The 12,772-nt window shown below is 35.9% G+C and carries 11 protein-coding genes; 4 read left to right on the top strand and 7 right to left on the bottom strand.

Annotated features, from left to right (window positions below; genetic code table 11):
- Positions 1 to 426 precede the first annotated feature (426 nt).
- A complete protein-coding gene (locus tag JML65_RS02110) occupies positions 427 to 1,092 on the top strand; it encodes an alpha/beta hydrolase (RefSeq protein WP_202269755.1) in 666 nt (221 codons plus the stop codon).
- Positions 1,093 to 1,179: 87 nt separating this feature from the next.
- The gene (locus JML65_RS02105) at positions 1,180 to 2,523 is read left to right on the top strand and encodes an ammonium transporter (RefSeq protein ID WP_047487768.1); all 1,344 of its coding nucleotides are present in this window, start codon (positions 1,180 to 1,182) and stop codon (positions 2,521 to 2,523) included.
- An 82-nt stretch (positions 2,524 to 2,605) separates the two neighbouring features.
- Here JML65_RS02105 and JML65_RS02100 read toward each other — a convergent pair whose 3' ends face one another.
- A complete protein-coding gene (locus tag JML65_RS02100) occupies positions 2,606 to 3,229 on the bottom strand; it encodes an FMN-dependent NADH-azoreductase (protein ID WP_202269754.1) in 624 nt (207 codons plus the stop codon).
- 59 nt (positions 3,230 to 3,288) lie between these two features.
- Positions 3,289 to 3,867 (bottom strand): Crp/Fnr family transcriptional regulator, encoded by a 579-nt coding sequence (locus tag JML65_RS02095; RefSeq protein WP_202269753.1) that lies wholly within the window; start codon positions 3,865 to 3,867, stop codon positions 3,289 to 3,291.
- A 191-nt stretch (positions 3,868 to 4,058) separates the two neighbouring features.
- Between JML65_RS02095 and JML65_RS02090 the strand changes: the two genes are divergently transcribed.
- The gene (locus JML65_RS02090) at positions 4,059 to 5,477 is read left to right on the top strand and encodes an L-serine ammonia-lyase (protein WP_084086159.1); all 1,419 of its coding nucleotides are present in this window, start codon (positions 4,059 to 4,061) and stop codon (positions 5,475 to 5,477) included.
- Between the two features lie 131 nt (positions 5,478 to 5,608).
- Here the strand turns inward: JML65_RS02090 and JML65_RS02085 are convergent, their stop codons facing one another.
- The gene (locus tag JML65_RS02085) at positions 5,609 to 6,451 is read right to left on the bottom strand and encodes a prephenate dehydrogenase (protein WP_047487780.1); all 843 of its coding nucleotides are present in this window, start codon (positions 6,449 to 6,451) and stop codon (positions 5,609 to 5,611) included.
- 373 nt (positions 6,452 to 6,824) lie between these two features.
- On the opposite strand from JML65_RS02085, the gene JML65_RS02080 reads away from it, so the two are divergent.
- Complete coding sequence (locus JML65_RS02080) at positions 6,825 to 7,487, top strand: hypothetical protein (RefSeq protein ID WP_202269752.1); 663 nt, start codon at positions 6,825 to 6,827, stop codon at positions 7,485 to 7,487.
- A gap of 40 nt (positions 7,488 to 7,527) precedes the next feature.
- Here the strand turns inward: JML65_RS02080 and JML65_RS02075 are convergent, their stop codons facing one another.
- From JML65_RS02075 to JML65_RS02060, 4 genes are all read right to left on the bottom strand, one after another.
- Positions 7,528 to 7,944 (bottom strand): hypothetical protein, encoded by a 417-nt coding sequence (locus JML65_RS02075; RefSeq protein ID WP_202269751.1) that lies wholly within the window; start codon positions 7,942 to 7,944, stop codon positions 7,528 to 7,530.
- A complete protein-coding gene (locus tag JML65_RS02070) occupies positions 7,944 to 8,468 on the bottom strand; it encodes a hypothetical protein (RefSeq protein WP_228406131.1) in 525 nt (174 codons plus the stop codon). Before JML65_RS02070 ends, JML65_RS02075 begins: the two co-directional genes overlap by 1 nt.
- 131 nt (positions 8,469 to 8,599) lie before the next feature.
- Positions 8,600 to 9,727, bottom strand: coding sequence for a lanthionine synthetase LanC family protein (locus JML65_RS02065; RefSeq protein WP_202269750.1), 1,128 nt, complete (start codon positions 9,725 to 9,727; stop codon positions 8,600 to 8,602).
- On the bottom strand, positions 9,702 to 12,737 hold the full coding sequence (locus JML65_RS02060; RefSeq protein ID WP_202269749.1) for a lantibiotic dehydratase: 3,036 nt from the start codon (positions 12,735 to 12,737) through the stop codon (positions 9,702 to 9,704). The genes JML65_RS02065 and JML65_RS02060 overlap by 26 nt, the downstream gene beginning before the upstream one ends.
- Positions 12,738 to 12,772: the final 35 nt, after the last annotated feature.

Below are 12,772 nucleotides of genomic sequence, written 5' to 3'. Positions count from 1 at the left end.
AATATAATATTGATAAAAAGAGCAGTTCAGGTAATGAATTGCTCTTTTTTTATGGAATGTAGGGTATACAATTAGTGTTGAGAGTATTCCGTCAAATCTGCTGATCGGATATGTGTTGGAGAAGGGATTATTTTGCTCTCTAATCTTGATATTCATAAAAATATTAAATCCCGAAAAGCTGTGGTGTACTTCTTATGCAATGAGCTCATCACTAAAAACTGAAGTCTTATTTTAAAACTTTTTTGAAATTGTAAAACTTGTGAAATAGGAGACTGAAAAAAACATGTTTCCTTTTTACATAAAGCCTAAGTCTTACAACAACTTGAATGTTTAAAGCTTTTGTAGTTTAAATTCAACAGCAATATCTTTAGCTTTTTTCCCTTCAAACGCTAATTTCCTTTCCTGTTTTTTTTATAAATTAGTCTTATGAAAATTTATATTGTAAGCGGTCTTGGAGCAGACTTTAAGGTACTTGAAAAATTGGAGTTTCCCAAAAACTGTGAACTGGTTTTTATAGATTGGCTTATTCCCGAAAGTAATGAACCTTTTCAGGACTATGTAAAAAGGATGGCAGAGAAAGTGGATGATTCAGAACCATTCTGTTTGTTGGGCTATTCTTTTGGGGGAATTATTGTGCAGGAGATTAACCAGTTGAAGCCTGCCGAGAAAGTAGTTATCCTTGGAAGTATAAAATCAGATAAAGAAAAATCCAAATTTATAAAGACGGGTGAGGTGACCAGGATTCCAAGAATCCTTCCGGTGGGACTGTTCAATAACAGAGCGGCTCAGGTATATTCTGTAATAAGAAAGCTGTTTGATCCCAGAAATCCTAAAATTCTGGAATATTTCAAAGTGCGGGATCCTTATTATTTAAAATGGTCTGTAGAAAAAGTTTCCGAATGGAAGTTTGAAGAAAATCCTAATGTTATTCAGATATTGGGAGATAAAGATATTGTTTTCCCAATACGGTATTCAAACCCGGATTATGTAATCAAAGGCGGTTCACATCTTTTTCCGGTCACTAAACATAAAGAAGTTTCGAAAATACTGACTAAGGTATTTTCTGAAAAAATGATCAATGTTATTTCATAAATAGTTTTTTTTATAGGGGTGTTGTGATTTAAAATGTGTTTTTTATGGAATTTATATTTAAATTTGATAGGGTTAAATATAAATTTTATGAAAGTAGGATTAAAATGGATCATTTCATTTTCGGTGATTAGTCTTGTTGCATTCGGAGGATTGTTTTGGAATCCGGGTGCAGAGATTTCTGATACCGGAGCATTTCTGAGTGAAGATAAAATTGTAGGGGCAGATGTTGCCTGGATTCTTGCTGCTGCCGGACTGGTCTTGCTGATGACTCCCGGACTTTCTTTCTTTTACGGAGGAATGGTAGGAAAGAAAAATGTGATTTCCACCATGCTGCAGAGTTTTATTGCTTTAGGCGTTATTTCTATTTTATGGGTGGTGGTAGGATTTTCTTTGTCTTTTGGAGAATCTTTGGGATTCAGTATTAATGGAAATCATTACGGGATTATAGGAAATCCTTTAAGCTATATGTTTTTTAACGGAGTGGGAGGTTTACCACACAAAATGATGGCTTCTACCATTCCTTTTGTGCTTTTTGCATTGTTTCAGATGAAGTTCGCTGTTATTACTCCCGCTATCATTACAGGGTCTTTTGCTGAGAGGGTTCGTTTTATTTCTTACCTTTTATTTATAGTTCTTTTCTGTATTTTTATTTATACACCGCTCTGCCACATGGTATGGCATCCTGATGGGCTTCTGAATAAGTATTTTGGAGTGAAAGACTTTGCCGGAGGTACGGTAGTGCATATGAGTGCCGGATTTGCAGCGCTTGCAGGAGCTTTAGTATTAGGGCGAAGAAAAAATCCGCATCATGAACCTTCAAATATTCCCTATGTTCTTTTGGGAACGGGAATGCTGTGGTTTGGCTGGTTTGGGTTTAATGCAGGATCGGCATTGAGTGCTTCCGCCTCTGCAGCTACTGCCTTTGGAACAACGACCATTGCTTCCGCTTCTGCCATGATGACCTGGATATTTTTTGATAGAATCAATGGACGGAGTATTTCTGCATTGGGAGCTTGCATTGGAGCAGTAGTAGGATTGGTGGCGATCACTCCCGGATGTGGTTTTGTCAGTATTCAGGAGAGTCTTTTTATAGGATTTATTTCAGCAATCGTTTCTAACGTGATGGTCAACTGGAAAGCTTTGAAGAAAGTAGATGATACCTTGGATGTTTTCGCCTGCCATGGGGTAGGAGGAATTATGGGGATGATCCTGACAGCTATTTTTGCTCACGGGGAAAACGCCAGTCTTCTTCATGGTGGAGTAGAAGTATTTCTTCATCATATGGCAGCTTTGGTTCTGGTTTCTGCTTTTACATTTTTCGGATCACTGCTTTTATATAAAATTACAGATGCCATGATTACATTAAGGGTTTCCGAAGAGTCTGAAAATATGGGGCTTGATCTTTCCCAGCACGATGAGAGTCTCAATTAGTAACAGAAAAAAACAGGGTATAACACGGTTGCTTCCGGAATACCCTGATTTAAATGGAATTTCAAAATACTGTTTTGAGATTTTATGCAATGGAGGTAATAGCCTTAAAGATCCTTTTTTTTGACTCCTCGAATATTTCACCACCAAATTCTTCATTATCTAATGAGATAACGGTGATATCTTTTATTCCCATTATTCCTAAAATATGTTTTAAATAGGTGGTCTGGAAATTCATATGGCCATTCTTCTCATTTTCTCCATACCCTGTATCTCCTCTACTAGATAGTATAAATACTTTCTTATTTTCCAGAAGACCTACATAGTCTCCGTCTGGAAAACCTGACCTGAATTTCCAGGTCTCGTTGATTCGCATGACCTGATCTATATAGGCTTTTAAGCCGGAGGGAATAGACCAGTTGTACATGGGGGTGCCAATCACATAGATGTCATTTTCTTTAAGCTCTTTTACAAGCTCATCGCTCAGTTGCAGTTCTTTTTGGCTTTCCTCCGTCCTGTCTGAGGGCTTTTTAAATGCTCCTGCAATCCAGGATTCATTAATATTCGGGATATGCCCAATTCCGGTTTCTCTGTACGTAAATACATCATGGGGGTGTTTGGTTTTCCAGTTTTCAACAAACAGGTCGGTTAGCCTTCGGCTGTAAGATCTTTTGCCTCTTACACTGGCATTAATAATCAATACTTTCATAATGGTAAATTTTATACCTCAAAATTCTCGATTATTAAGTCCGGAAAAATTGATCTAGTTCAAGAGGATTTATTTTTTTTTCGAATTCTGCTGATAAACTCTGCAGAGACACCTAAATAAGAAGCTATTAAATACTGTGGAACTTTGGCAGCTATATCAGGATAGGACTCCAGGAAATATAGATATTTCTGTTCAGCTTTATACATATTATTAAATACAATTCTTTTCTCCAGGGTTCCAAGATATCCTTCTAAAATAATTCTAAAATATCTTTCCAGTGAAGGTATTTGCTCTAACAGTTTTTGAAAAGAGCCATGGCTGATCTGCAACAGCTTTGTTTTCTCTATCGCCTGTATATTATAAATAGAGGCTTTTTGCCTGGAAAAGCTGTAGATATCGGTTGCCCACCAATCGTCAATCGCTAAAAAAAGGATTTCTTCGTTGCCATTTTCAGGATTGATGCAGAAGGCTTTTAAAGTACCGGATATAACATAATTGTCATAGCGGCAGATATCGCCATTTCTTAAAAGAAATTCACCTTTTTCCAATGTCCTTTCTGTCCAGATGTTTTTGAAAACCGAAATTTCCTCCGGACTTAATCTGACATGCTGCGAAATATTTTTAATTAATGCTTCCATTTAGAATGATGAAAATAAAGAATGTGAATTTAATAGGATGGCATACGAAATTATTGTTCACTGCTAATTTAAAAAATATAATTGTGAAATCTTATTTCTAATGGGTATGAATAGTTATTAATACCCGATTCTGCTATGCTGTTTATTAGATTTATCACGTATCTTTGTAAAAGCAAAATGAAGAGCCATTTATGGAATCAATATCGGTTTTTGAGATTATCAAAGTAGGAATAGGCCCATCCAGTTCACATACGATGGGACCTTGGAATGCAGCGGCTGCATTTATCAGAATTATAAAAAGGGAAAGATCAATCGCAGAGGTAAAAGAAGTTTTTCTTGAATTCTTTGGCTCTTTAGCCAAAACTGGAATTGGGCACGGAACGGATATCGCGGGCATGCTTGGTTTGAACGGTGAAGATTTTAAGACCATCAATACTTCAAAAATTGATGAAAAGATAGAAAAGATCAAGAAAGACCAGATTATTAATCTTGGGGGCGAGAAAGAAATTCCATTTGTTTACGGGTACCATTTGGTTTTAAATATGCAGAAATCACTTGATTTTCACCCGAATGGAATGATCTTTAAAGCTGTTTTTGAAGATGGTACTGAGCTTGTTCAGGATTTTTATTCTGTGGGTGGAGGTTTTATTGCAAGCCAGGAAAAAAACTCAATAGAAAAACAATGCGTACGTACATTGTATCCTTGTCATAAAGCTGCAGATATTGCAAAATATTGCCAGAAGCTAGGATTTAACAAAATTTCAGATTTAATTCTAATTAATGAAGAAAGCTGGAGATCCCAGGACGAAACAAGACAGGAAGCTTTATATATCTGGAGTCAGATTAAAGAATGCATCTACAAAGGAGTGAATAAAGAAGGGATTCTTCCCGGTGGATTGAATGTTTCCCGAAGAGCAGCGGGAATTAACAGAAAACTGTTGGGAGAAGAGATTTATAAAAATAAAGATGAATGGTTTCAGCAGGTTGTTGATGCCGAAGAAAATTTCACCAATATCAATAAATGGATTGCCTGTTTTGCACTGGCAGTAAATGAAGAAAATGCCAGCTTCGGAAGAATCATCACAGCACCTACCAACGGAGCGAGTGGAGTGATTCCCGCAGTGTTAATGTATGCACAGGCATTTACGCCATTTACAAGCGAGGATGATATTGTAAGATTCCTGCTTGTAGCCGGAGAAATTGGAACATTATTTAAGAAAAATGCAACCATTTCTGCAGCAATGGGAGGATGTCAGGCCGAAATCGGAGTGTCATCAGCGATGGCCGCTGCGGGACTTACGGAAATCCTTGGAGGAAGTGTAGGGCAGGTATTAATGGCTGCTGAAATAGCTATGGAACACCATCTTGGATTAACCTGTGATCCTATTAAAGGACTTGTACAGATTCCATGTATTGAAAGAAATACAATGGGGGCTATGAAAGCTATTACTGCGGCAAATATTGCTCTGGAAAGTGACCCTACGAAGGCAAAAGTAACCCTGGATGAGGTTATCCAGACGATGTGGGAAACAGCTCAGTCTATGAGTGACCGTTTTAAGGAAACCTCAGAAGGTGGGTTGGCAATTGCAGTGAATGTTCCTGAATGCTAATACGCTAATACAGAATACAATTAAAAATACGAAAAATCCTTAGACATAACATCTAAGGATTTTTTTTATGTAGTAGGGGGCTCTTAATGGATAAACACTAAGTTTTAGAAAAAATCCAGACTAGGAATTTATTATCTTAATATACCTCTGATTCTGTTGGCATTGGTAATCAGCTCTTCAAGGTATTCGTAATTTTCTTTTTCCAATGCAGATTTAAATTTTCTGAGCTGGGTAATATGCTCGTTCAATACATCCAGTACGTTTTCTTTGTTCTGTTTAAAGATGGGAACCCACATTTCAGGATGCGATTTAGCCAGACGTACGGTACTGGAGAAACCCGAACTGGCCAGTTGAAAGATCGTTTCTTCTTCGCGCTCTTTTTCCAATACGGTATTGGCAAGAGCGTAGGAGGTAATATGGGAGATATGGGAAATATAGGCAGTATGGATATCATGATCTTCCGCATCCATATAAATCATATGCATATCAAGTGCATTGACTATTTTTTCAACCAGGTTTAAAGCATCTTCAGCAGATTCTTCTTTATTGCAGATAACCCCTGCTTTTCCGGCAAAACTTTCGGCAATAGCAGATTTCGGACCGTTGTTTTCGGTACCCCACATCGGGTGAAAGGCCACAAATCTTGAGCGTTTTGGATGATCTTTTACGGCATGAACAATTCCTGCTTTTGTAGAACCTGCATCCATCACAGTCTGATGATCCGATATAAGATCCAGAACACCCGGCAATAATTTTCTGGCAGCATCCACAGGAATAGCAAGGATGATCAACTCAGCATTTTTAACTCCCTGCTCCAGATCAACACCTGCATCAATGATTTTCAGCTCTAATGCCTCATCAATATGCTGTTTATTGTTATCAATTCCGTAGATAAAACTGGCGATGCCTTTTTCCTTTAATTTTAATGCCATCGATCCGCCGATTAATCCAGCTCCTATAATACTTATTTTCATCTTTTAAATTGGTTTAAAATAAAAAAACCTCGTCTAGGACGAGGTTTTAAATTATGTTCATAAGAATCCCTATCCCAGATCTGAGTTAAAAATTCTATAATAATATGTTCCGTTGTTAAAATTCACAAAGCGAAGGTATAAATTTTTTTTTAAACTATGATTGTTCTGGCTAAAATTTTGAAAATTATAGAAGAATTACGAAGTTGATGTATGTGTTTCCTATATTCTAATCTTTGTTTTACTTAATAAGAATGATTTATTAATTTTGTAATAACATTGTGAATAAAGAGATAATAACAAGTGAAGTGTAGGAACTATTTTAAGTTTTAAATTCTTTTAGTTTGAAGTAAAAGTATCACTAAAAAAACAACACATGAAAAATAAATATGTATGTAGCCTGATTATTTTGGTAGTTATGATCATCTTTGGAAATGCTAAAAACCATCCTCACGTATTTTTAAAAGTACAAAAAACGGAACGTTCCAATATCCTGTACGGAGACACTATAATGATTAAAGAAAGCTTTAATGATGAGGATGTTGTTCCCAATGAGTATATAAAAGACAGGCTGGATCCTATCCGGGCTAATTTCAAAAGAATTAATTCTATTACAAAATGGACTCGTATTAAACAGAAAGATATTGAAGGAGTATCGGCAGAAGGAGGGGAGGCAACGTTTTATTATCAAAAGAAAAGGCTTGAAAAAATTATAGCCAGACACTACGGTGAAATGGGGCAGCTGTTGATAGAGTATTATCTGTTTAATGGAAAACTTTCTTTTGTTTTCGAAAAAGAGTATCGGTACAACCGCCCTCTTTTCTATGATGTGAAAGTAATGAAGGAAAATAATGATACGGAAGCTTTTGATTTTAAAAAATCGGAGATTACCGAAACCAGGTATTATTTTTTAAATGCGAGGCTTATTCATATCATTGACAGCCAGGATTGTGGGGCTCCGTTTAGCGCAGATTATATAGCTGAAGAGGAAAAAAGAATAAAGGAGGATTTTAAAAATCTCTTACATTTAGAAAAATAAAACTGAACTGTTAAGGTCTTTACTTAGAATCCGGGAAATACTATTTATCCTTATTTAATGCCAGAAACTGCCGATAGTAATTATCAAGATACAGAGAAAATTGTTCTTCAAAAGTCTGTTCTTCCCAGTCTTTATTAATGATAACCGGGTTCTCTATTCTAAAAGTAATTTCTTCAATTTCCTCCGGGCTCAGATTTTCTACCTTTTCAGGATCGGGTAAAGCAATGCGGAAAGCAAGTACCTCAATACCTTCTTCTTCCCACCATTCCATACTGTACTGTGAGACATTTTTCTGAGTAATCGAGTGTAATTCGGATTTCAGCTGGCTATAGACGGACAGGTCTTCATCACCCGAAAGATCGACATGGGCTGTATAGTCCAGAATTAATTTAAGAATTCCAGGATATCTGTTTTCTGCTGTTTTTAAATCGGGTTCTATATCTGATCTCAGTTCCATCAGTTGTTTGAATTTCGGATAACGGCAAGGCGTTCTTCCACTTCTTTGATTTTATTGATCCAGTAATTAATTCCTTCCTGATTAGTCACTGTTTTCTTAAAAGCATCCCGGTTTACTGTCCATAGCTTAGAGCCGTTTTTTTGATACTCAATTTCACGTTCTCTTTTCGTTTCCGGTTCTATGCGGTATCTCCAATACACCAGCGAATGCATATATTCTGCGCGGATTTTTTCAAGGTAAGTGATAATGGCTTTTCGATCCTGAGGAATATATCCCGGCCCGGAACATCCGCAGGAATGGAAAGTGATGCCTACTGTATACAGATCCTTGATATGCGCCCACCTTTTATGATCATTTTTTGAAGGGGATTCAAAATCCAACCCCATATTGGCCATCAGTTTTCCGCATTCAGGACATTTGGCTTCTACTGAAACCTGAGAATCCCTGTCCACATCGTGTAAAATGCGGCGTTTGAATGTTTTCTGGCAGTTAAAACAGGCATAATGACCTTTGTAAACCATCATGGCATATCGGCACATTGTATTATATTTAAATCGTTAATGTTTGTTAAATATTGTTATTTTGTGGATGTAAAAATATATATTTTTCCGTTTGTTTGCGAAAAAAATATTAAAATTTTGATTTTATTGTGTATTTATTCAATCAATAAGATGCCGGACCAATCTTTTTTATTCAAAAGAGATAATCCTATCCCAGCTAATCCTTCTAACAATCCCATATTATAGACGTATTCATCTCCTGCTTTATATAAAAAGCAACATTCCTGATTTTCTGGAGCATAGTAAGAATGAGTGATTCCACGCCAGTATTCTCCGGCTTGTGCGAATGCCGGTTTTTGGGTGCGGGTATAAAATGAATCGTATATCGAAGAAATTCCGGCACTTCCATGACAGAGTGAAGCATCGGTTACCTTACTGGATTCCTCATGTTTTCTGACTGTGGTTTTTAACAGTATTTGTGATGCCTGATTCTGTAAAGATTGATCCTGAATAAGCTCACCAATTTTATAGAGAACACAGGATATTCCCAGATCCCCATAGCACCAGGCCAGGCGGGAAGCATATTTTGAATTTTCTTTGCTGGTTTCGATTACAGAAGGGAATACGGATACCGTACCTTCCATCGAAGCATAGGTCATAAATTCTGATAAGGTTTTCCTGATAAAAGAAATATCAGCTTCTGAATCTGCAATATAGGCCAGCAGTAAAAGATTGGGAAGAAATCCATGGGAAATACCAAAATTGGATATATTTTCGGCCTTATCTTTTGGGTTTTGCCAGAACAGGTCTGTTTTCGTTTTAACGATGGTTTCTTTTAATGTGTGCAGTAAGTCCGGATCCAGTTTTCTGATATCCATCTGTCTGTTCATGAAGGGCATCACCAAGCCGATTCCCCCATAGAAGAAATCAAAATTATGGTTCTGAAACTGAGCAATAGCTTCTTCAATCATTATATCTCCAATATCTTCAATATCCAGAAAATCAAGAGAACACCATTGAGATTCCTGTAAATAGGATGCTGAAGATAAAACTCCTGATAACCCTGCCGCATAGGAAAGATCAATTCTTTCATTTTCTATATGATCGAAGATTAAATCTTTATACCGGTCTATTTTTTTTTCTACAGTCTTATTAAACTGCTCAGGATAGGAATTAAAATAATGATGAAGAAATAATAACTCTGAACAAGCTCCATTCATTAATCCAGCGTGGGTATGCTCGTAGTCTAAGATGTTTTTACAGATGTGTTGAAGTATTGGCATTTGTTTTTAAGCTGAAGAATTGTTTTTTTAAAATTTTTTCAAGGAAACAGTACATTAAATATTCGTGAAGTCTGTTATCACTTCGTACTACCCTGATAATATGCATATGGATAATATTGGCCAGATTCTTATAGGAATTCTGTCCTTGCAAGGTTGGTAAATCTACCTGGATATCCTTGAAGAATTGAGTGTGAATGGCCGACAATATATCATTTTTTTCAGAGATAATATTCTCAATTTCCTCGGAGAACCCTTTATATTTTGCATTGATAAAAGCGGTTTTTAAAGGAGAGGTATTAAACTCCCTGGCCAGACTGCTTTTTACCCCGCTTACAAAGTTTAGCTGGGATTCCGTATCGAGATTAAACACTTTACAATAGAAAAGAATATGCTTGATAGGATACATCCATAAAATATCGGTGTTATCTTCTTCAATATTTTTCTCAATGATTGCTGCGGAAACAAGAGAATCATAATAAAATATCTTTTCAAATATTTTGGTGTTATTCCCTTCGTAGCGTTCTAATTCCCGATCATAGGTGTCATAAGATATCCTTTGTATTTTCTCAGCAAGGTATTTCTTTATAAGAGCATTGATATGGGATTTTACCTCTTCGTGATTAGTTTTAGGGGCAAAAATTCTTAGTCTTATGTGAAATTCTGGATCATAGAATTTAATATAGAAAAACTTCTCTATTAGTTTATTTGCTTGTAAAAAGCTTAAAATTCCTACTGTTTCACATATGAAAAAGTCTGCAAATACCTTACCTGTATATATTTTCAGATAAAGGCAGTTATCAATATCCGGAAACAGGGATCTTGGAATATCAGAGGTTTTCACCACAGGAAGGAAGTTCTCTTCTTTCTTGGGTTGTGCTTCGTTTTTGAAGAATAGTAAAAACTCATTATTGACGGTATTTCCATCCTGGTTATACGTTACCGGAGTAAATTCATCTAGTAAAGATTCTATTATTTTTAGTTTTTGTTTCTTTTTCAGTTCTGTTAAGAAGGTTTTCTTTGAGATCTCAAATTTTAGATGGATATAGAGTTCATTATCTCCTTCTGAAATGAAGAAATTCTTTGTGATGTTAAGCTTTTGAAGGTTTTCATCAAATGCTGTAAGCGCTTCTGAAACACTGGTGTTTTTATTGGAAAAGAAATCATGGTACTCAATAAGCCATGCTGCTTTTTTGACAATGAAATTTCCTTTTTGTAGTCTTGGGAAAAATTTAAAAATATCCAGCAGTTTTTCTTCATTGATCAGGAGACTGTGGTTTTGCTGGGTCTGAAAATCGAGCAAAAACTCAAAAATCGGACTGTTGGTGGGATGCATGATATTGTAGGCATTGGAAAAAACCGGTATCACATACTTATTTAATGCTTTAGAACGTAAAACAATCCGGTCATTTACAATAGAAATATACAGATCATTCAGATGGATTTTCTTTCTGCTACTGCTTTCATCAATGTATCCTATATAATATTCGGTATTAATTTTTCTTTCAATGACATTTCCTATTTTCTCTGAAGGAAGATGTACAATTTCGGCAATGACTGTGTCTTCACCATAGATCTTTTTTTCGTGATCATGAATATCATCTAATAAATTGCCTATCTCTTTATGATCTGAAAATCGTCCCAATATTTTTCTTGGAGAGTGGAATGAGATATAATCAATAAAGTAAACAGGGTTATTGGTTTCTTTATCAAAGAAAATAGATGCTTTATAGGATTTGAACGGGAAAGACGGGTTCATTTTTTCGGGAAGGAAAACTTCCTGATTTTTACTTAATACATGGAGATCAATACTATTTTTTTTGTTTTTAATACAATCTATAATAGCATGGGAATACTGAACTTCTTTCCTGTTGAGGCTAAGATTATCCTCCTTAATGGATTCATTGGGCCAGCCTAAAATGAGAGTGCTGCTGTCTATATTCTCTGAGTTGGCAAATTTTCCATAGCCGACTCCGAATTCAATATCAAGTGCATGGAGTAAGTTGACCTCCTGCTGGTCATATTTTTTGCTGAATTGTTTTTTGAAATTAGTGATCCTGTAAGGAGTCTGATTTTCTAATATGCTGAATCTTTCAAAAATCGCATCACTTTTCTGAATGTCTTCAATGAACTTTTGGCTCATGGTATTTGACGTCTCAAAATAAAGGTCTACATGAAGAGGTACTTTTTTCTGATCAGGAAGTGAGAGGATTTCAGGGATATTGTTTCCTTGATTAGACTTGTCTATATACTCTTTTAGCTCATTAAAGCCTGGTATATTTACATTTTTATATATTTTGTTGATCAGGGTTCCGGTTTCGGTTCCTGAATAAGATAAAGATGAATTGATAATCTGTTCATCTTTTAGTTCATTGAAGAAATCCTCAGCTTCACTTTGGGTAACGTCGTTTTCTTCTTTGATATAATGGATAATTTCTTCAGAAGTTTTTTCTGATCTGCAGAATTCGATAACGGAACCAATGTGTTCATTACTTTCTATGGTGACCAATCGGTAGTCTCTGCCAATCACTCCTGTGTAGCATTGCAAATACTTGTATTCGTCAAAGATTTCATACAACGTATTATTGGTAAGGTAGGACTCGTGTTTTTCCAGTGAGTTTACTGCTTTGTATACGTAGTCTGAATCTAGTCTGAGTCTGGGATGGGATGTATTCCAGTAAATCTTTTTATCAGTTATTTCCGATGAGGTTTTAAGAGTACCTAAGCCTGAAAATAACCCAAACGGTGTAGGCCGCGTGCTATATCGTGAAAGATATTTATATAAGGATATTTGTAATTTTTCCTTTTGTTCCGGATTTTTTTTAGAAAACTCTTTTGTCACCTCATTGTAAAAGTTCAATGACGACAATTTAATAGCATCCATGATAGCATCATTACAGGAAATATTTTCAATAACATCCGATGAAGAATAAAACTTGTCTAAATCATCAGGTGAAAGAACCGGAGTTCTCAATATGGTGTAATGAAATGGAGTATATTGCTTTGAAGACATATTATTTTACGTTGAAGATGACAAAAGAGATCAAA

This window comes from Chryseobacterium sp. KMC2, assembly GCF_016756935.1.
In the GTDB taxonomy this organism is placed as follows: Bacteria; Bacteroidota; Bacteroidia; order Flavobacteriales; family Weeksellaceae; genus Chryseobacterium; species Chryseobacterium rhizosphaerae.
The sequence above is the reverse complement of the archived record's forward strand: the minus strand, read 5'-3'. Positions and strand labels throughout refer to the sequence as shown.

Coding starts and splice junctions, on each gene's coding strand:
- JML65_RS02110 (WP_202269755.1), top strand. CDS start 427: ATGAAAATTTATATTGTAAGCGGTCTTGGAGCAGACTTTAAGGTACTT.
- JML65_RS02105 (WP_047487768.1), top strand. CDS start 1,180: ATGAAAGTAGGATTAAAATGGATCATTTCATTTTCGGTGATTAGTCTT.
- JML65_RS02100 (WP_202269754.1), bottom strand. CDS start 3,229: ATGAAAGTATTGATTATTAATGCCAGTGTAAGAGGCAAAAGATCTTAC.
- JML65_RS02095 (WP_202269753.1), bottom strand. CDS start 3,867: ATGGAAGCATTAATTAAAAATATTTCGCAGCATGTCAGATTAAGTCCG.
- JML65_RS02075 (WP_202269751.1), bottom strand. CDS start 7,944: ATGGAACTGAGATCAGATATAGAACCCGATTTAAAAACAGCAGAAAAC.
- JML65_RS02065 (WP_202269750.1), bottom strand. CDS start 9,727: ATGCCAATACTTCAACACATCTGTAAAAACATCTTAGACTACGAGCAT.
- JML65_RS02090 (WP_084086159.1), top strand. CDS start 4,059: ATGGAATCAATATCGGTTTTTGAGATTATCAAAGTAGGAATAGGCCCA.
- JML65_RS02085 (WP_047487780.1), bottom strand. CDS start 6,451: ATGAAAATAAGTATTATAGGAGCTGGATTAATCGGCGGATCGATGGCA.
- JML65_RS02060 (WP_202269749.1), bottom strand. CDS start 12,737: ATGTCTTCAAAGCAATATACTCCATTTCATTACACCATATTGAGAACT.
- JML65_RS02070 (WP_228406131.1), bottom strand. CDS start 8,468: ATGATGGTTTACAAAGGTCATTATGCCTGTTTTAACTGCCAGAAAACA.
- JML65_RS02080 (WP_202269752.1), top strand. CDS start 6,825: ATGAAAAATAAATATGTATGTAGCCTGATTATTTTGGTAGTTATGATC.